At 69.2% G+C, this 18299-nt stretch carries 17 protein-coding genes; 13 read left to right on the forward strand and 4 right to left on the reverse strand.

Translation table 11 applies throughout. The features are described 5' to 3' along the window. Positions 1–50: 50 nt before the first annotated feature. Both AB4851_RS21200 and upp read right to left on the reverse strand, forming a co-directional pair. Positions 51–779: a YebC/PmpR family DNA-binding transcriptional regulator gene (locus AB4851_RS21200; RefSeq protein ID WP_414451344.1), complete on the reverse strand. Its 729-nt coding sequence runs from the start codon at positions 777–779 to the stop codon at positions 51–53. Positions 780–1141: 362 nt separating this feature from the next. Continuing rightward, positions 1142–1792: a uracil phosphoribosyltransferase gene (upp, locus tag AB4851_RS21205; RefSeq protein ID WP_414442677.1), complete on the reverse strand. Its 651-nt coding sequence runs from the start codon at positions 1790–1792 to the stop codon at positions 1142–1144. Positions 1793–2034: 242 nt separating this feature from the next. Between upp and AB4851_RS21210 the strand changes: the two genes are divergently transcribed. Beyond that, a complete protein-coding gene (locus AB4851_RS21210) occupies positions 2035–2814 on the forward strand; it encodes an SDR family oxidoreductase (RefSeq protein WP_414451345.1) in 780 nt (259 codons plus the stop codon). A 53-nt stretch (positions 2815–2867) separates the two neighbouring features. Beyond that, on the forward strand, positions 2868–3251 hold the full coding sequence (locus AB4851_RS21215; RefSeq protein ID WP_414442675.1) for a methylglyoxal synthase: 384 nt from the start codon (positions 2868–2870) through the stop codon (positions 3249–3251). Positions 3252–3293: 42 nt separating this feature from the next. Here the strand turns inward: AB4851_RS21215 and AB4851_RS21220 are convergent, their stop codons facing one another. Beyond that, a complete protein-coding gene (locus AB4851_RS21220; protein ID WP_414451346.1) occupies positions 3294–3422 on the reverse strand; it encodes a hypothetical protein in 129 nt (42 codons plus the stop codon). A gap of 69 nt (positions 3423–3491) precedes the next feature. Beyond that, complete coding sequence (locus AB4851_RS21225) at positions 3492–3695, reverse strand: hypothetical protein (RefSeq protein WP_414451347.1); 204 nt, start codon at positions 3693–3695, stop codon at positions 3492–3494. A 262-nt stretch (positions 3696–3957) separates the two neighbouring features. Between AB4851_RS21225 and AB4851_RS21230 the strand changes: the two genes are divergently transcribed. The 11 genes from AB4851_RS21230 to AB4851_RS21280 all read left to right on the forward strand — a co-directional run bounded on the left by AB4851_RS21230 (position 3958) and on the right by AB4851_RS21280 (position 18237). Further along, complete coding sequence (locus tag AB4851_RS21230) at positions 3958–4935, forward strand: quinone oxidoreductase family protein (RefSeq protein ID WP_414451348.1); 978 nt, start codon at positions 3958–3960, stop codon at positions 4933–4935. 291 nt (positions 4936–5226) lie between these two features. Beyond that, positions 5227–5319 carry a K(+)-transporting ATPase subunit F gene (gene kdpF, locus AB4851_RS21235; RefSeq protein WP_206130663.1) on the forward strand — a complete coding sequence of 31 codons (93 nt, stop codon included), beginning with the start codon at positions 5227–5229 and terminating at the stop codon, positions 5317–5319. Further along, positions 5316–7124 (forward strand): potassium-transporting ATPase subunit KdpA, encoded by a 1809-nt coding sequence (gene kdpA, locus AB4851_RS21240; RefSeq protein ID WP_414451349.1) that lies wholly within the window; start codon positions 5316–5318, stop codon positions 7122–7124. The genes kdpF and kdpA overlap by 4 nt, the downstream gene beginning before the upstream one ends. Positions 7125–7247: 123 nt before the next feature. Then, a complete protein-coding gene (kdpB, locus tag AB4851_RS21245) occupies positions 7248–9335 on the forward strand; it encodes a potassium-transporting ATPase subunit KdpB (RefSeq protein ID WP_414451350.1) in 2088 nt (695 codons plus the stop codon). A gap of 12 nt (positions 9336–9347) precedes the next feature. Further along, positions 9348–9929 (forward strand): potassium-transporting ATPase subunit KdpC, encoded by a 582-nt coding sequence (kdpC, locus tag AB4851_RS21250; RefSeq protein WP_414451351.1) that lies wholly within the window; start codon positions 9348–9350, stop codon positions 9927–9929. A 118-nt stretch (positions 9930–10047) separates the two neighbouring features. After that, the gene (locus AB4851_RS21255) at positions 10048–12978 is read left to right on the forward strand and encodes a DUF4118 domain-containing protein (protein ID WP_414451352.1); all 2931 of its coding nucleotides are present in this window, start codon (positions 10048–10050) and stop codon (positions 12976–12978) included. Beyond that, positions 12971–13669: a two-component system response regulator KdpE gene (kdpE, locus tag AB4851_RS21260; protein WP_206131301.1), complete on the forward strand. Its 699-nt coding sequence runs from the start codon at positions 12971–12973 to the stop codon at positions 13667–13669. Before AB4851_RS21255 ends, kdpE begins: the two co-directional genes overlap by 8 nt. Before the next feature lie 235 nt (positions 13670–13904). Next, complete coding sequence (sugE, locus tag AB4851_RS21265) at positions 13905–14225, forward strand: quaternary ammonium compound efflux SMR transporter SugE (protein ID WP_414451353.1); 321 nt, start codon at positions 13905–13907, stop codon at positions 14223–14225. Between the two features lie 367 nt (positions 14226–14592). Next, a complete protein-coding gene (locus AB4851_RS21270) occupies positions 14593–15210 on the forward strand; it encodes a DUF4126 domain-containing protein (protein WP_414451354.1) in 618 nt (205 codons plus the stop codon). 41 nt (positions 15211–15251) lie between these two features. After that, the gene (locus AB4851_RS21275; protein ID WP_414451909.1) at positions 15252–17777 is read left to right on the forward strand and encodes an ABC transporter permease; all 2526 of its coding nucleotides are present in this window, start codon (positions 15252–15254) and stop codon (positions 17775–17777) included. A 43-nt stretch (positions 17778–17820) separates the two neighbouring features. Continuing rightward, positions 17821–18237, forward strand: coding sequence for a group II truncated hemoglobin (locus AB4851_RS21280; protein ID WP_414451355.1), 417 nt, complete (start codon positions 17821–17823; stop codon positions 18235–18237). Positions 18238–18299 lie beyond the last annotated feature (62 nt).

Below are 18299 nucleotides of genomic sequence, written 5' to 3' on the forward strand. Positions count from 1 at the left end.
CGGTACCGGGCGGTGGCCGCCTTTCACCCGAAAGACGGGCCGGTTCGCGTTCATTCGTCGCCGATGACCGCGTTCGTGTAGACCTCTTGCACGTCGTCGAGATCTTCCAGCACGTCGAGCAGCTTCTGCATCTTGACGGCGTCGTCACCGCTGAATTCGACTTCGTTCTGCGGCTTCATCGTGACTTCGGCCAGCTCGGCCTTGAAGCCGGCCGCTTCCAGCGCGTCCTTCACCGTGGAGAACGCCTGCCAGTCGCACAGCACTTCGATGCTGCCGTCTTCGTTGGTGTTGACGTCGTCCGCGCCGGCCTCGAGCGCGGCTTCCATCAGCGCGTCTTCGGAGGTGCCGGGGGCGAACAGGAACTGGCCGACGTGATCGAACATGAACGCGACCGAACCGTCGGTGCCCATGTTGCCGCCGTACTTCGAGAACGCGTGACGGACTTCCGCGACGGTGCGCACGCGGTTGTCGGTCATGGTGTCGACGATGATTGCCGCGCCGCCGATGCCGTAGCCTTCGTAGCGGATTTCCTCGTAGTTCGCGCCGTCCGCGCCGCCCATGCCGCGATCGATCGCGCGCTTGACGTTGTCCTTCGGCATGTTCGCGTCGGCCGCCTTGTCGACCGCCAGACGCAGGCGCGGGTTCGAGGCGGCGTCGCCGCCGCCCAGGCGCGCCGCCACCTGGATTTCCTTGATCAGGCGCGTCCAGACCTTGCCACGCTTGGCGTCGGCCGCTGCCTTCTTATGCTTGATGTTGGCCCATTTGGAATGACCAGCCATACCCGTTCTCCGTCGCCCGCGCGATCCGGCGGGCGTGTCTTAAGCGATGTGTTGCGGTGCGCCGTGGGGCGAAGCCGCGAGATGTCGTAGGTTCGCGATTGCGCCTGCGCGCGCGATGCCGGCGGCAGGCCCGGGCCGCCCGTGACGGGCTCCGGACGCGAAGCACGCGATTTTACCATGCGACGCAACCCGTACCGGTGCGTCTGCGTGCAAAGGGCGGGGTGTCGGAGCGCGGAGAATCGGGGCAGGATCGAAACGAAGGGCGTGCGGCGGGCGGGCCGGGATGTCGCGCGGGGCGCGGGCGGCCGGCCGCGCAGGCTCGCCTGCGCACCTTGCCCGCGCGCGCGCCCGCCGTCGGCGGCTCAGTTCTTGGTGCCGAACAGGCGGTCGCCGGCGTCGCCCAGGCCCGGGATGATGTAGGCGTGTTCGTTCAGGTGCGAATCGAGCGAGGCCACATAGACCTTGACGTCCGGATGCGCGTCCTGGAACACCTGGATGCCCTCGGGCGCGGCGACCAGCGCGAGGAACGCGATCCGCTCGCCGGGCACGTTGCGGCGCTTGAGCACGTCGACGGCGTGCACGGCCGAGTAGCCGGTGGCGATCATCGGGTCGCACAAAATGAAGTTGCGGTCTTCCAGGTCGGGCAGCCGCACCAGGTATTCGACCGGGCGGTGGTCGTCGGCGCGGAATACGCCGATGTGGCCGACACGTGCCGACGGCACCAGGTCGAGCAGGCCGTCCGACATGCCGATGCCGGCGCGCAGCACCGGCACGATGGCCAGCTTCTTGCCGGCGATCACGGGCGCGTCGATCTCGACCAGCGGGGTTTCGACCCGTTTCGTGGTGATCGGCAGGTTGCGGGTGATTTCATAGCCCATCAGCATCGTGATCTCGCGCAGCAACTCGCGGAACGTGCGCGTGGACGTGTCCTTGTCGCGCATGTGGGTGAGTTTGTGCTGGATCAGCGGGTGATCGAGGATGAAGAGGTTCGGAAAGCGGCTGTCCTGGGTCATGACGGGCGGCGGAAAACGGTGCGTGGAGATCGGGAAGCGGCGCGTGTCGCGCGGCGCGGTGATGCAAGTTTACCGAAGATGGCCGGCGCGATCCGGATATTATCGACCTCTCTCGCGCGGCGGCCCGGCCGGCGGCGCGGGGCGGCTGCGGCGCGGTTTCGCCGGCGGTGGCCGCCCGCGCCGGCCGGGCCGCCGCATCGGTGCGGCTCACGCCGCTCACTGACAGCAAGGAACCGGCTCGAATGGATCTCGGAATCGCAGGACGCACCGCGCTCGTATGCGCGGCCAGCAAGGGGCTCGGACGCGGCTGCGCGCAGGCGCTGGCCGCCGAAGGCGTGAAGCTCGTGATCGTGGCGCGCACCCAGGAAACGCTCGACGCGACCGCCGAACACATCCGCCGTACCACCGGCGCGGACGTCACGGCCGTCGCCTGCGACATCACCACGCCGCAAGGCCGCGAGCTGGCGCTGGCGGCCTGCCCGCAGCCCGACATTCTCGTCACCAACGCGGGTGGCCCGCCGCCGGGCGATTTTCGCGATTTCTCGCGCGACGACTGGATCCGCGCCGTCGACGCCAACATGCTGACGCCGATCGAACTGATCCGCGCCACCGTCGACGGCATGATCGCGCGCCGCTTCGGGCGCATCGTCAATATCACCAGCTCGGCGGTGAAGGCGCCGATCGATGTGCTGGCGCTGTCCAACGGCGCGCGCTCGGGGTTGACGGGCTTCGTCGCGGGGCTGTCGCGCAAGGTGGCCGAGCACAACGTGACGATCAACAACCTGCTGCCGGGCCTGTTCGACACCGACCGCATCAAGACCACGCTGACGGCGTCGGCGCAGGCGGCCGGCAAGAGCGTCGACGAGATGCGCGCGCGCCGGACCCAGGAGATCCCGGCGCGCCGGCTCGGGCAGCCCGACGAATTCGGTGCGGCCTGCGCGTTCCTGTGCAGCGCGCATGCCGGCTACATCACCGGCCAGAACTGGCTGCTGGACGGCGGTGCCTACCCCGGCACGTTCTGAGCGCGCGCCGCGCCCGCCCGTTGCCCCATTTCGACCCACGAGGATTGACCCGCATGGATGCACCCCGCATTGCGCTGATCGCGCACGACGCCAAGAAGGACGAGATCGTCGCGCTCACGGGCGCCTATCGCGACACGCTGGCGCGCTGCACGCTGCTGGCCACCGGCACGACCGGCGGCCGGATCGCGAGCGCGCACGGGCTGGAGGTCGAGCGCAAGCTGTCCGGCCCGCTTGGCGGCGATCAGCAGATCGGCGCGGAACTGGCCTCGGGCCTCGTGCAGATGGTGGTGTTCCTGCGCGACCCGATGACCGCGCAGCCGCACGATCCCGACATCAACGCGCTGGTGCGCGTGTGCGACGTGCACAACGTGCCGGTGGCCACCAACGTGGCGACGGCGCGGGTGCTGCTCGATGATCTGGTGCGGCGGCTGGGGTGAGGTGACGCGCCGGGCATCGAGCCCGGCGCATGCCGATGCCGGTCAGTAGGCCTGCTGGATCAGCAGCGTGGCCTGGCCGGTGTTGTCCGAGCAGACATCGTCGGAGGTGTAGCCGTACAGGGTCGATGCGCCGTTGCCGCCCACATTCACGACGATCGGCTGGGTGGTCACCGGCACACCCCATTTTGCATTGAGGACACCGCCCTGCACGATCACGGTGTTGATCGGGCAGTCGCCGGACTAGCAGGACATGGTGTTCGCCGACAGCGACATCACGTACCGGCCCGGCGAGAGTTGGAACGTCGCGGCGGTGCCATAGGGCGCGGCGCCTGGCGAGAGCGCGCTCTGGATGCAGTTCTGCCGCCCGTCGACAGTGATGGAAGTCGCGGCTTGTGCGGTGGATGCCAGCGCGAGCAGAAGGGTTGCGACAACGGAAATGCGCATGACTCGGATCCTTTCTTCAAGTTATGTGGACTGCACGTTTGCACATCGCGTCGGCACGAGCGCGCCGACCCGTGCTTAACGGCATGAGCGGGCAGGCCTTGATGGTTTTGTCTGAAGAATTCATTGCTTTACATGACGCGGCTTCCCGGTGCCGCTTCCCGGCGTAGCGGCCGCCAGCACGATTTCCCCCGCCGCGCGAAAATCCCCCATCCCGTCGCGAGACGGCCGAATCCCCCGAACATCCAACTCAGGAGCACGACGCATGCCGAAAGCAATCCGTTACGACCAACCGGGCGGCCCGGAAGTGATGAAGTGGGTCGACGTCGAGGTCGGCGAACCGAAGGCCGGCGAGGTGCGCGTGAAGCACCACGCGGTGGGCCTCAACTACATCGACGTCTATTTCCGCACCGGCCTTTATCCGCAACCGCTGCCGGGCGGCCTCGGCCAGGAAGGCGCGGGCGAGGTGGTGGCGGTGGGCGAGGGCGTCGGCGCGCTGAAGGTGGGCGACCGCGTCGCCTACACCGGCGTGCCGCCCGGCTCGTATGCCGAGGAGCGCGTGCTGCCGGCCGAGAAGATCGTCAAGCTGCCCGACGCGATCGGCTACGAGGACGCCGCCTCGCTGATGCTGCAAGGCCTGACCGCGCAATACCTGTTGCGCCGCACCTATCCGGTCAAAGCGGGCGATACCATCCTGATTCACGCGGCTGCCGGCGGCGTCGGGCTGATCGTCTGCCAGTGGGCCAAGGCGCTCGGCGCGACGGTGATCGGCACGGTCGGTTCCGACGAAAAGGCCGAACTGGCCAAGGCGCACGGCTGCGACCACGCGATCGTCTACACGCGCGAGCCCGAGTTCGCCAAGCGCGTGAAGGAGATCACGAACGGTGCGGGCGTGCCCGTGGTGTACGACTCGATCGGCAAGGACACCTACGTTTCGTCGCTCGACAGCCTCGCGCCGCTCGGCCTGTTCGTCAGCTTCGGCAACGCGTCCGGCCCGCTGCCCGCGATCGACTCGAAGGAGTTCGCCTCGCGCGGCTCGCTGTTCTTCACGCGCCCGTCGCTGTTTACCTACATCGCCAAGCGCGCCGATCTCGAACGCGGCGCGGCCGAGCTGTTCGACGCGGTGATCTCGGGCAAGGTCAAGACCAACGTGCGCCAGCGCTATCAGCTGGCGAACGTGGCCGAGGCCCATCGCGATCTCGAAGCGCGCCGCACCACCGGCTCGACGATCCTGCTGCCGTAACGCTCCGCTTCATCCCCCCGCTTCACGCCGCGGCCGCCTCCAGGGCGGCCGCGCGCTTTTCCGGCCGTCCCCCGGCGCCTGCCGCGTTTACGCGTTTTTTACACCCGCCCGCCCACCTTTGACCTGCCCTTTACGCGCATTCCCATAACGTTGCATCCGTTCGAACAGGAACACGGAGAACACAACAATGGATGCGCTGTATATCGGTGGTCTCGCACTGTTTTCAGTGCTGATCGCTGCGCTCGTCGCGGGGTGCGACAAGCTCTCGCAATATGGTCGCGGGGGGCGTCAATGAACTGGATGCTATGGCTCGCGGGGCTGTCGACCGCGCTGTTGTTCGCCTATCTGATCTACGCGCTGCTGCGCGCGGAGGACATCGAATGAGCGCGAACGATCTGATGCAGGCGGGGATCTTCCTCGTCGTGCTGCTGGCGCTGGCGGTGCCCGTCGCCGGCTATCTGACCCGCGTGATGGACGGCTCGTCGCGCGTCGTGCGCGTGTTCGGGCCGCTCGAACGCGTGCTGTACCGCATCGCGGGTGTCGATCCGGGCGCGGAGATGTCGTGGAAGCAGTACGCGTTCGCGACGATCGCGTTCAACGTGCTCGGCATGTTCTTGCTCTACGCGCTGCTGCGCCTCCAGCAATGGCTGCCCGGCAACCCGCAGCAGTTCCCGCCGATGACGGTGGACGGGGCGTTCAACACGGCCGTCAGCTTCGTCACCAACACCAACTGGCAGGACTATTCGCCCGAGCAGACGGTCAGCTACCTCACGCAGATGCTCGGCCTGACGGTGCAGAACTTCCTGTCGGCGGCCACCGGCATCGTGGTGGTGATCGCGCTGATCCGCGGCTTCGCGCGTCATACCGCGAAGACCATCGGCAACTTCTGGGTCGACCTGACGCGCGTGACGCTGTACGTGCTGGTGCCGATGTCGGCGGTGGTCGCGGCGCTGCTGATGAGCCAGGGCGTGATCCAGAACTTCCGCGCCTACACCGACGTGCCGACGCTGCAGACCAGCACGTACCAGGCGCCGAAGCTCGACGCGCAGGGCAACCCGGTCAAGGACGACAAGGGCAACCCGGTGACGGTCGCCACGCCGCTGAAGACGCAGACGCTGGCCTTGGGCCCGGTGGCCACGCAGGAAGCCATCAAGATGCTCGGCACCAACGGCGGCGGCTTCTTCAACGGCAACTCGGCGCATCCGTACGAAAACCCCACGCCGGTCTCGAACATGATCGAGATGCTGTCGATCCTGATCCTGCCGGCCGCGCTGTGTCTGGTGTTCGGCCGCATGATCGGCGACCGCCGGCAGGGCGTCGCGGTGCTCGCGGCGATGACGGTGGCGTTCGCGGCGGCGGTGGGTGTCGAGGCGGCCTCCGAGCAGCGCGGCAACCCGCAGTTCACGGCGCTGCACGTCGACCAGGGCGCGAGCGGCCTGCAGGCGGGCGGCAACATGGAAGGCAAGGAAACCCGCTTCGGCATCGCCCAGACCAGCATCTTCGTGGTCGCGACCACGGCCGCCTCGTGCGGCGCGGTGGACGGCGCGCACGATTCGCTGACGCCGGTCGGCGGCCTGGTGCCGATGCTGCTGATCCAGCTCGGCGAGGTGATCTTCGGCGGGGTGGGCTCCGGTCTCTACGGGATGCTCGTGTTCGCGCTGCTGGCGGTGTTCGTGGCGGGCCTGATGATCGGCCGCACGCCCGAATACGTCGGCAAGAAGATCGAATCGTTCGAGATGAAGATGGTGTCGATCGTGGTGCTGCTCACGCCGCTGCTGGTGCTGGTGGGCACGTCGCTCGCGGTGCTGTCGGAGGCCGGCCGCGCGGGGATCGCCAATCCGGGGCCGCACGGCTTCTCGGAGATCCTCTACGCGTTCAGCTCGGCCGCCAACAACAACGGCAGCGCGTTCGCGGGCCTGACGGTCAGCACGCCGTTCTACAACTGGCTGACGGCGATCGCGATGTGGTTCGGGCGCTTCGGCACGATCGTGCCGGTGCTGGCGATCGCCGGCTCGCTGGCGGCCAAGAAGCGCATCGCCGCGACCAGCGGCACGCTGCCGACGCACGGCCCGCTGTTCGTGGTGCTGCTGCTCGGTTCGGTGCTGCTGGTGGGTGCGCTGACCTATGTGCCGGCGCTCGCGCTCGGCCCGGGTGTCGAGCATCTGATGCTGTTCGTCAACTCGCATTGAGCACGCGCTGAGCGTGCATCGGGCAGGTCGGGCCGCGCGGCAAGCGCCGCCGGCCCGCCGCCCGCCAACAGGAAACGGGAAGTCGGAATCCGCGCATCGTTCGCGATGCCATCGAGGATCACAATGAATCAACATTCCGCTACACGATCGATGTTCGACCCGGCGCTGCTGCGCCCGGCGATCGTCGATTCGTTCAAGAAACTCACGCCGCGCACGCAGTTCCGCAATCCGGTGATGTTCTGCGTCTACGTCGGCAGCGTGCTGACCACCATCCTCTGGATCGCGGCGCTCGCCGGCCAGGCCGAGGCGCCGGCCGGCTTCATCCTGGCCGTCACGCTGTGGCTCTGGTTCACGGTGCTGTTCGCGAACTTCGCCGAGGCGCTGGCCGAGGGCCGCTCGAAGGCGCAGGCCGCGTCGCTGCGCAGCGCCAAGAAAGACGTGATGGCCAAGAAGCTCAACGAGCCGCATCCGAAATCGCCGGTGCGCATCACGACCGCCAGCGACCTGCGCCGCGGCGACGTGGTGCTGGTCGAAACCGGTGACGTGATCCCCGCCGACGGCGAGGTGATCGACGGCGTGGCCTCGGTCGACGAATCGGCCATCACGGGCGAATCGGCGCCGGTGATCCGCGAATCGGGCGGCGATTTTTCGTCGGTGACGGGCGGCACGCGCGTGCTGTCGGACTGGATCGTCGTGAAGGTCACGGCGAACCCGGGCGAGGCGTTCCTCGACCGCATGATCGCGATGGTCGAAGGCGCCAAGCGCAAGAAGACCCCGAACGAGATCGCGCTGACCATCCTGCTGGTCGCGCTGACGATCGTCATGCTGCTGGCCACCGCCACGCTGCTGCCGTTCTCGATCTTCTCGGTGCAGGCGATGAACGCCGGCCACGTGGTGACGATCACCGCGCTGGTGGCGCTGCTGGTGTGCCTGATCCCGACCACCATCGGCGGGCTGCTGTCGTCGATCGGCGTGGCCGGCATGAGCCGCATGATGCAGGCCAACGTGATCGCCACCTCGGGCCGCGCAGTCGAGGCGGCCGGCGACGTGGACGTGCTGCTGCTCGACAAGACCGGCACCATCACGCTCGGCAATCGTCAGGCATCCGAATTCGTGCCGGCCGCGGGCGTGCCCGAGGAAGCGCTGGCCGATGCGGCGCAACTGTCGTCGCTGGCCGACGAAACGCCGGAAGGCCGCAGCATCGTGGTGCTGGCCAAGACCCGCTTCAACCTGCGCCAGCGCGACATGGCGGCGTTGCAGGCCACCTTCATCGGCTTCTCGGCCACCACCCGCATGAGCGGCGTGGATCTGCCCGAGCGCGAGATCCGCAAGGGCGCGGCCGACGCGATTCGTCAGTATGTCGAAGCGCATGGCGGACGCTTTCCCGAGGACGTGCGCCGTGCGGTGGATGACGTCGCGCGCAAGGGCAGCACGCCGCTGGTGGTGGCCGAACGCCTGGGCGAGCGGGGCGCGCGCGTGCTCGGCGTGATCGAGCTGAAGGACATCGTCAAGGGCGGCATCAAGGAGCGCTTCGCCGAACTGCGCAAGATGGGCATCAAGACCATCATGGTGACGGGCGACAACCGCCTGACCGCCGCGGCCATCGCGGCCGAGGCCGGAGTGGACGATTTCCTCGCCGAAGCCACGCCCGAAACCAAGCTCGCGACGATCCGCGAGCATCAGTCGGCCGGGCGCCTGGTGGCGATGACGGGCGACGGCACCAACGACGCGCCGGCGCTGGCCCAGGCCGACGTCGCGGTGGCGATGAACACCGGCACGCAGGCCGCGAAGGAGGCCGGCAACATGGTCGACCTCGATTCGAACCCGACCAAGCTGATCGAGATCGTCGAGATCGGCAAGCAGATGCTGATGACGCGCGGCTCGCTGACGACCTTCTCGATCGCCAACGATATCGCCAAGTATTTCGCGATCATCCCGGCCGCGTTCGCCACCACCTATCCGCAACTGAACGCGCTGAACGTGATGCATCTGGCCACGCCGGCCTCGGCCATCATGTCCGCGGTGATCTTCAACGCGCTGATCATCGTGCTGCTGATTCCGCTGGCGTTGAAGGGCGTGCGCTATCGCGCGCTCGGCGCCGCCACGCTGCTGCGCCGCAACCTGCTGATCTACGGACTCGGCGGGATCCTGGTGCCGTTCGTCGGCATCAAGCTGATCGACATCGTGCTCGCCACGCTCGGCTGGGTATAAGGAAGTTACGCCATGAAAACCATGATTCGTCCGCTCGTCGTCCTGTTCGCGGTGCTGACCGCCGTGACGGGCCTCGCGTATCCGGCCGTGATGACGGCCTTCGGCGCGGCGGTGTTCCCGTCGCAATCGTCCGGCAGCCTGATCGAGCTGAACGGCAAGGTGGTCGGCTCCACGCTGATCGGCCAGCCGTTCGACGCGCCGCAATACTTCTGGGGCCGGCTGTCGGCCACCTCGCCGATGCCGTACAACGCGCAGGGTTCGAGCGCCTCGAACCTCGGCCCGACCAACCCGGCGCTGACCGATCAGGTCAAGGGCCGGCTCGACGCGCTGAAGGCGGCGGGCACCGACCTGAGCCAGCCGGTGCCGGTGGACCTGGTCACCGCCTCGGGCAGCGGCCTCGATCCGGAGATCAGCCCGGCTGCCGCGCTGTATCAGGTGGCGCGCGTCGCCCACGCGCGCGGCATGTCGGCCGACGCCGTGCGGCAACTGGTGGACGCCCACACCCAGGGCCGCCAGTTCGGCCTGTTCGGCGAGCCGCGCGTGAACGTGCTGGCGCTGAACCTGGCGCTCGACTCGGCCAAGTCCGCGCACTGATCGGCAGCGGACTTCTTTTGCGGCGCGGCCTGGCCGCGCCGCCTTTTCTTTTTTCGGGATTTGGCACCACAATGCTTGCCACGACCGTGACTCGCGCCGCCGGCGCACCGCCCTCCGCATGAATCGCCCCGATCCCGACCAGCTTCTCGACAAGCTTCAGCGCGAGGAAGAGAAGCAGCAGCGCGGCCGGCTGAAGATCTTCTTCGGCGCGTCGGCCGGCGTCGGCAAGACCTACGCGATGTTGCAGGCCGCGCGCGTGCGCGCCGACGAGGGCGTGGACGTGCTGGTCGGCATCGTCGAGACGCACGGCCGCCGCGAGACGGCCGCGCTGCTCGACGGGCTCGACCTGCTGCCGCCGCTCGCGCTCGAGCATCGCGGCCGGCAGCTGGCCGAATTCGACCTCGACGCCGCGCTCGCGCGCCGGCCGCAGCTCGTGCTGGTCGACGAACTGGCCCATTCGAACGTGACCGGCTCGCGCCACCTGAAGCGCTGGCAGGACGTGCACGAGCTGCTCGACGCGGGCATCGACGTCTACACCACCGTCAACGTCCAGCATCTCGACAGCCTCAACGACGTGGTGGGCGCGATCACCGGCATCCGCGTCTGGGAGACGGTGCCCGACCACGTGTTCGATGCGGCCGACGAGGTCACGCTGGTCGACCTGCCCGCCGACGAACTGCTCGAACGGATGCGCGACGGCAAGGTGTATCTGCCGCAGCAGGCCGAGCGCGCGGTGCGCAACTTCTTCCGCAAGGGCAACCTGATCGCGTTGCGCGAGCTGGCGCTGCGGCGCACCGCCGACCGCGTCGACGCGCAGATGCGCGAGTACCGCGCCGACCGCTCGATCGCGCGCATCTGGCAGGCGCGCGAGCGGCTGCTGGTGTGCGTCGGGTCGGGGCCGGAGGCGCCCACGCTGGTGCGTGCCGCCGCGCGTCTGGCGGCCGGGCTCAAGGCCGACTGGATCGCCGTTTATGTCGAAACGCCGAAATCGCAGCGGCTCGACGACGCGCGGCGGCGGCCGCCGCTCGACGCGCTGAAGCTGGCCGCCGAACTAGGCGCGGAAACCGTCACGCTGGCCGGCGGCGACCCGGTGGCCGCGCTGATCGGCTATGCGCAGGTGCGTAACGTGTCGAAGCTGGTGGCCGGCGGTTCGCCGCGCGCCGGCCTGTGGCGGCGGCTCGCGCGGCCGTTCGGCGAGCGGCTGGCCGAGCGCGCCGGCGATCTCGATCTGATGCTGCTGCGCACCTCGGCGCAGGACGACCCGCGCCGTGGCGCCGCCGACGCCGGCGCGCGCGCCTGGCGCGATGCGTTCGTGCAGTTGGCCGGCGAGCGCTCGCCGCCGCGCCATTACGTGGCCGCCGCGCTGATCTGCGCGGCGCTGACCGGGGTGGCCGCGCTCGCGCAGGCGCACCTCGACCTGACCAACCTGGTCATGCTCTACCTGCTCGGCGTGGTGTTCAGCGCGGTCCGACTCGGGCGCGGGCCGGGCGTCATGCAGTCGTTCCTGTCGGTGGCCGCGTTCGATTTCTTCTTCGTGCCGCCGCGCATGTCGCTGTCGGTCACCGACACGCAATATCTGCTGACCTTCTTCGGCATGCTGCTGACCTCGCTGGTGATCAGCCATCTGACGTCCAGCCTGAGCCGGTCGGCCGGCGTGGCCGAGCGGCGCGAGCGGCGCACCGGCGCGATGTACGCGATGGCGCGCGAGCTGGCCGCCGCGCTGACGGCCGAGCAGATCGTCGAGATCGGCAGCCGGCACGTGGCCGAGGTGTTTCGCGCGCGCGTGGCGATGCTGCTGCCCGACAACACCGATGGCGCCGAGCAGGTTCGCCAGCAGATCGAGAACCCCGACGAGGCCGTCACGCTGACGGGCGCCGCGCTCGATACCGATGTCGGCCAGTGGGTGTACGACCAGCAGAAGCCGGCCGGGCACGGCACCGATACGCTGCCCGCGGCGCGGGCGCTGTACCTGCCGCTGAAGGCGCCGATGCGAACGCGCGGCGTGCTGGCGGTGCTCGCGCAGGACCCGCGCGAGCTCGATGCGCCCGAGCAGCAGCGCATGCTCGACACGTTCGCCGCGCAGATCGCGCTGGCGCTGGAGCGCGTGCATTACGTCGAGATCGCGCGCGATGCGCTGGTCAGCATGGAGTCCGAGCGCTTGCGCAATTCGCTGCTGTCGGCGATTTCGCACGATCTGCGTACGCCGTTGACGACCATCGTCGGGTTCTCGTCGATGCTGGCGGGGATGCAGGGCGGCAAGCCCGATCAAGCGCCCGAAGCATCGAACGGCGAGGCATCGCCCGGCCTGCCCGCGTTGCCCGAGATGGCGAGCCGGCAGTACGAGCTGGTCGAGGCGATCCACGACGAGGCGCTGCGCATGACCGGCATCGTCACCAATCTGCTCGACATGGCGCGGCTGCAGGCCGGCAGCCTGCAACTGAAGCGGCAGTGGTCGTTGCTGGAGGAAACCGTCGGCGCGGCGCTGGCCGCCTGCAAGCGCGTGTTGGCGCGGCACCCGGTGCAGGTGCGGCTGCCGGCCGATTTGCCGCTGCTGCAGACCGACGCCGTGCTGATGGAGCGCCTGTTCGCGAACCTGTTCGAGAACGCGGCCAAGTACACGCCGGCCGGCAGCGCGCTGACGATCGGCGCGCAACGCATCGAGGAGGGCGGCCAGCCGTTCGTGCGCGTGAGCGTCGACGATCACGGCCCGGGCCTGCGCGCCGGCATGGAAGCGCGCATCTTCGACAAGTTCACGCGCGGCGAGAAGGAGTCGGCCACGCCCGGGATCGGGCTGGGGCTGGCGATCTGCCGGGCGATCGTCGATGCGCACGGCGGTAAGATCGGCGCCCGGAACCGGCTCGCGCCGGACGGCTCGATTGCCGGCGCCAGCTTCTGGTTCACGCTGCCGGTGGATGCGCCGCCGCCCGTGCCCGACGACGCAGCGGCCGATCTGGCCGAACTCGGCGCGCTCGATGCACTCGATGCGCGGGTCGTGCCGCCCGCTGCCGCGCCGCCCTTGTCTTCTCCCTTTCCGCCCGACCATGAGTGAACCGACGCTGACCGTTGTCCTGATCGAAGACGAAAAACAGATCCGCCGCTTCGTGCGCACCGCGCTGGAGGCGGAGGGCATTGCCGTGTTCGATGCGGAGACCGGCAAGCAGGGGCTGATCGAGACGGCCACGCGCAAGCCCGACCTGGTGATCGTCGATCTGGGCCTGCCCGATACCGACGGGCTCGACGTGATCCGCGAGCTGCGCGGCTGGTCCGAACTGCCGGTGATCGTGCTGTCGGCGCGCACGCGCGAGGACGAGAAGGTGGCCGCGCTCGATGCCGGCGCGGACGATTACCTGACCAAGCCGTTCGGCGTGTCCGAACTGCTCGCGCGAATCCGCGCGCATCTGCGCCGACGCAATCTGGGCGGCGCGAACGATACGCCGAGCGTCCGGTTCGGCGAGGTCACGGTGGATCTGGCGTTGCGCGTGGTGACGCGCGGCGGCGCGCCGGTGCACCTGACGCCGCTCGAATATCGGCTGCTCGCGACGCTGGTGCGCCATGCGGGCCGCGTGCTGACGCACCGGCAACTGCTGCGCGACGTGTGGGGGCCGTCGCACGTGGAGAGCCATCATTACCTGCGCATCTACATGGCGCATCTGCGGCAAAAGCTGGAAGCCGATCCGGCGCAGCCGGAGCACATCGTGACGGAGACGGGGGTGGGGTATCGGCTGGTGGGCGCGGCTTGAGGGGATGAGCCGCGCGGGTCGCCGGCCTGTTGGCAGGCTTGCCGACGCGATGCGCCGTGGCGAAGGGCGCACCGACGATACCGAAGCCGCGCATCGCCCTGACGCGCATGGGGTCGATCCCGCACGCCCTGCCGGTTTGTAAGCGCTTTGTTATACTCGCCCCCTGCCCGGGGACGACCCCGGCGCGTCAATCAATCCGCGGGGACGGCCCCGTCCTTCCCGGTGGAGTCGTCTCATGTCCTGGATCCTGCTTTTCATCGCCGGCCTGCTCGAAGTGGCCTGGGCGGCGGGTCTCAAGTCGTCCGAAGGTTTTACGCGGCTCTGGCCGTCGGTGTTTACGGTCGTGACCGCGCTCGGCAGCTTCGTGCTGCTCGCGATGGCGATGCGCCAGTTGCCGCTCGGCACCGCGTATGCGGTCTGGACCGGCATCGGCGCGGTTGGCGCATTCATCTTCGGCATCGTGTTGATGGGTGAGGCCGTGACCGTCGCCCGCGTGGCGAGCGCGGCGCTGATCGTGCTGGGGTTGATCGGGTTGAAGCTGTCGTCGCCGGCCTGAAGCGGGCCTGAGCCGGGCCTGAATGAAGCCGGCTTGAAACCGGCTTGAAACCGGTCCAAAGCCGATCCGAAGCCGATCCAAAACCGGCCCGAGGTCCGCCCGACGCCGCTCCGACACTCGGCCGAGGTCGCGGCGGAGCCGCTCCGACGCCCCGCGCGGCAACCGCAACCGTCTCCCGGCGTTGCAGATTGGGCACGCTCGCCCCCGCCTGCGGGGCAATCCCCTGCAGCCCATGTTGCGGCGCGTCTATAATGCAAAATCATTGTCTCGGAATTACGCCGCCGGTTGCCCGCCCGGGCATCGGCGGCGGTTCCGTTATGCCGGCCGCCCGGCCGGCGTGCGCGTTCGACGCGCAAGGAGACCACACATGGTCGAGGCCATTTCGCTCGGCGCGGGGCTCGCGTGGGCTAGCGGGCTGCGCCTCTATCTGACGGTTCTGATCGCCGGCGTGCTGGCGCGCACCGGCCTCGTGCATCTTCCCGACACGCTGGCCGCGCTGACCTCGCCATGGGTGATCGGCGCCGCCGCCGTACTGGCTGTCGCCGAATTCCTCGCCGACAAGATTCCCGCGTTCGATTCGCTCTGGGACGCGATCCACACGTTCATCCGGATTCCGGCCGGCGCGGTGCTCGCGGCCGGCGCGCTCGGCCATGCCGATCCCACGGTGCTGGCCGTCGCCGGGCTCGCGGGCGGCACGCTGGCCGGCTCGGCCCACGTGGCCAAGGCCGGCACGCGCGCGCTGATCAACCTGTCGCCGGAGCCGGTGTCGAACTGGATCGCCTCGGCGACCGAGGACGGCATGGTGTTCGCCGGCCTGGCGCTGGCCTTCTTCGTGCCGGTGCTGTTCCTGCTGCTGATGATCGGCTTCATGGCGTTCATGGCCTGGCTGCTGCCGCGGCTCTGGCGCGGCGTGTCGGGCGGCTTTCGCGGCATGGCGCATCACATGGTGTCGCGCTTCAATTCACTCGGAGGCAAGCAGGATTGACCACGCAGCATGAAGCAGGGCGCGCCGCGCGCGGCGCACGTCTGACGCCGGGCGAGCTGGTACGGCAATCGATCCGGATGACGATGCGCGACTGGCGCTCGGGCGAGCTGACGCTGCTGGTGCTGGCGCTGGTACTGGCCGTCGCGGCGCTGACCAGCGTGGGTTTCCTGTCCGACCGGCTGCGTCACGGCCTGGAGCGCGACGCGCGCCAGATGCTCGGCGCCGATTTCGTGGTGCGCGCCGATCATCCGGTCGATCCGGCCTTCGCGGCCGCCGCACGCGCGGACGGCCTTTCCACCGCCTCCACGGCGATTTTCCCAAGCATGGTGGGCGGCACCGGCGCGAATGCGCCGTCGCGGCTGGCAGCCGTCAAGGCCGTGTCGGACGGTTATCCGTTGCGAGGCCGGGTCGAGATCGCGGCCGCGCCGAACGCGCCGGGCCGCGCCACCGCCACGATTCCGGCGCCCGGCACGGTGTGGGCCGATCCGGCCCTGCTCGACGCGCTGCACCTGAAGATCGGCGATGTGGTGCGTGTCGGCCTGCGCGACTTCCGCGTGTCGGCGGCGATCACCCGTGAACTCGACCGCGGTTTCTCGTTCGTCAGTTTCTCGCCGCGCCTGATGCTGCGTCAGGACGAACTGGCTTCGACGGGGCTGATCGATTACGGCAGCCGCGTCACCTATCGCCTGCTGGTGGCCGGCCCCGATCCGGCCGTCGCGCGCTTCGCGGCGCTCGCGCACCAGCGCGTGGACGGCGGCAAGCTGCGCGGCGTCGCGCTCGAATCGCTGCAGGAAGGGCAGCCGCAGGTGCGCGAGACGCTCGACCGTGCGCGCCATTTCCTGACGCTCGTGTCGCTGCTGACGGCGCTGCTGTCGGCCGTCGCCATCGCGATGGCCGCGCAGCGCTACATGCGCCGGCATCTCGACGGCTGCGCGGCGATGCGTTGCCTCGGTACCAGCCAGCGCACGCTGGCCGGGCTGTTTACGCTGGAATTCGTCGCGATCGGCATCGTGTCGGGCGTGCTCGGCGCGGCGCTCGGCTATCTCGGCCACCTTGCGCTGCTGTCCGCGCTCGGCAACCTGATCGACGTGGTGCTGCCGCAGCCGGGCATCGCACCGGCGCTGATCGGCGTCGGCGCGGGGCTGGTGCTGCTGCTCGGCTTTGCGTTGCCGCCGCTGTGGCCGCTGACGCGTGTGCCGCCGGTGCGCGTGCTGCGCCGTGAATGGGGCGAGGCGGGGCGTACCGCGTGGCTCGGCTACGGCCTCGGCGTGGTGCTGTTCGCGGCGCTGCTGATCGTCGCGGCCGGCAACCTGCGGCTCGGCCTGATCGTGGCGGGCGGCTTCGCGGGCGGGCTGGTGCTGTTCGCGGCGGTGGCGCGCGCGACGCTGTTCGCGGCGGCCCGCGCGGTGCGCGACGCGCGCGTCGGCGCGGGGCTCGGCTGGCGTTACGCGATCGCCTCGCTGCACCGGCGCGGCACCGCCAGCGCGCTGCAGATCACGGCGCTGGCGCTGGGCCTCATGTGCCTGCTGCTGATCTCGATCACACGTGACGACCTGGTGGCCGGCTGGCGCAAATCCACGCCGCCCGACGCGCCGAATCAGTTCCTGATCGATATCCAGCCCGATCAGCGGCCCGGCGTGGTTCGCTACCTCGCCTCGCACGGCATCGACGATGCACCGCTCGAACCGATGGTGCGCGGCCGGTTGATCGCGATCGACGGCAAGACCGTCAACCCGGACAGCTTCCCCGACGCGAACGCTCGCCGCCTGGTCGATCGCGAGTTCAACCTGTCGTACACGACGCAACTGCCCGACGACAACCGCGTGGTCGAGGGCCATTGGTTCGGCGCCGCGCCGAAGCCGCAGATCTCGATCGAGGCCGGGCTCGCCAAGACCTTGAAGGTGAAGCTCGGCGACACGCTGCGCTTCGACGTGACCGGGCTGACCATCGAGGCGCCCGTCACCAGCATCCGCAAGCTCGACTGGGGCACGTTCCGCGTCAATTTCTTCGTGCTGATGCCGCCGGCCGCGCTGAGCGATTTCCCGGCGATGTACATCACGAGCTTCCATCTGCCGCCCGGCCGTTCGGGCGTGATCGACGGGCTGATCGCGCAGCAGCCGGGCATCACCGCGATCGACGTGGCGCCGATCCTCGCGCAATTGCAGCGCGTGCTGCTGCAGGTGGTGGGCGCGGTGCAGATGCTGTTCGGCTTCACGCTGGCCGCCGGCATCCTGGTGCTGTACACGGCGCTGGCCGGCAGCCGCGACGAGCGGATGCGCGAGGCGGCGCTGCTGCGCGCGCTCGGCGCGTCGCGCAGGCAGGTGGGCGCGGTGCAGCGCGCGGAGTTCGTGATCGTCGGTACGATCGCGGGCGCTTGCGCGGCGGTGGGGTCGCTGGCGATCGGCTGGGTGCTGGCTACCCAGGTGTTTTCGTTCGAGATGGCGATCAACCCGTGGGTGGTGCCGGCCGGCATCGTGGCGGGCGTCGTTTGCGCGGCGGCGGCCGGTTGGTGGAGCCTGCGCAACGTGCTGTCGCGCCCGGCGCTGCACACCTTGCGCGACGCCTGAGCGCGCGGCTGCGGTATCGTTGCGCTTTTTGCCGGATTTCCGTATGACCGACGATGTAACCGATGACGGCGCGCAGGCCAAGCCCAGCGCATTCGAGCTGGTGGGCGGCGAGGCGCGCGTGCGCGAGCTGATCGACCGCTTCTACGACCTGATGGATCTCGAGCCGGAGTTCGCGGGCATTCGCGCGCTGCACCCCGGTTCGCTCGACGGCTCGCGCGACAAGACCTTCTGGTTCCTGTGCGGCTGGCTCGGCGGCCCCGATCACTACGTGAGCCGCTTCGGGCATCCGCGGCTGCGTGCGCGGCACCTGCCGTTCCCGATCGGCAGCTCGGAGCGCGATCAATGGCTGCGCTGCATGGCCTGGGCGATGGAGGACATCGGCCTCGACGCGGCGTTGCGCGAGCGGCTCATGGTGTCGTTCTACGACACGGCCGACTGGATGCGCAACCGGCCCGGTTGATTCCGGAGGCACGGCATCGCCCAACGAAAAAGGGCGCCAGGCAAGCAGCCCGGCGCCCTTTT

The organism is Burkholderia sp. 22PA0099, from assembly GCF_047497165.1.
Lineage (GTDB): Bacteria > Pseudomonadota > Gammaproteobacteria > Burkholderiales > Burkholderiaceae > Burkholderia.

Coding starts and splice junctions, on each gene's coding strand:
- AB4851_RS21200 (WP_414451344.1), bottom strand. CDS start 779: ATGGCTGGTCATTCCAAATGGGCCAACATCAAGCATAAGAAGGCAGCG.
- upp (WP_414442677.1), bottom strand. CDS start 1,792: ATGACCCAGGACAGCCGCTTTCCGAACCTCTTCATCCTCGATCACCCG.
- AB4851_RS21210 (WP_414451345.1), top strand. CDS start 2,035: ATGGATCTCGGAATCGCAGGACGCACCGCGCTCGTATGCGCGGCCAGC.
- AB4851_RS21215 (WP_414442675.1), top strand. CDS start 2,868: ATGGATGCACCCCGCATTGCGCTGATCGCGCACGACGCCAAGAAGGAC.
- AB4851_RS21225 (WP_414451347.1), bottom strand. CDS start 3,695: ATGCGCATTTCCGTTGTCGCAACCCTTCTGCTCGCGCTGGCATCCACC.
- AB4851_RS21230 (WP_414451348.1), top strand. CDS start 3,958: ATGCCGAAAGCAATCCGTTACGACCAACCGGGCGGCCCGGAAGTGATG.
- kdpF (WP_206130663.1), top strand. CDS start 5,227: ATGAACTGGATGCTATGGCTCGCGGGGCTGTCGACCGCGCTGTTGTTC.
- kdpA (WP_414451349.1), top strand. CDS start 5,316: ATGAGCGCGAACGATCTGATGCAGGCGGGGATCTTCCTCGTCGTGCTG.
- kdpB (WP_414451350.1), top strand. CDS start 7,248: ATGAATCAACATTCCGCTACACGATCGATGTTCGACCCGGCGCTGCTG.
- kdpC (WP_414451351.1), top strand. CDS start 9,348: ATGAAAACCATGATTCGTCCGCTCGTCGTCCTGTTCGCGGTGCTGACC.
- AB4851_RS21255 (WP_414451352.1), top strand. CDS start 10,048: ATGAATCGCCCCGATCCCGACCAGCTTCTCGACAAGCTTCAGCGCGAG.
- kdpE (WP_206131301.1), top strand. CDS start 12,971: ATGAGTGAACCGACGCTGACCGTTGTCCTGATCGAAGACGAAAAACAG.
- sugE (WP_414451353.1), top strand. CDS start 13,905: ATGTCCTGGATCCTGCTTTTCATCGCCGGCCTGCTCGAAGTGGCCTGG.
- AB4851_RS21270 (WP_414451354.1), top strand. CDS start 14,593: ATGGTCGAGGCCATTTCGCTCGGCGCGGGGCTCGCGTGGGCTAGCGGG.
- AB4851_RS21280 (WP_414451355.1), top strand. CDS start 17,821: ATGACCGACGATGTAACCGATGACGGCGCGCAGGCCAAGCCCAGCGCA.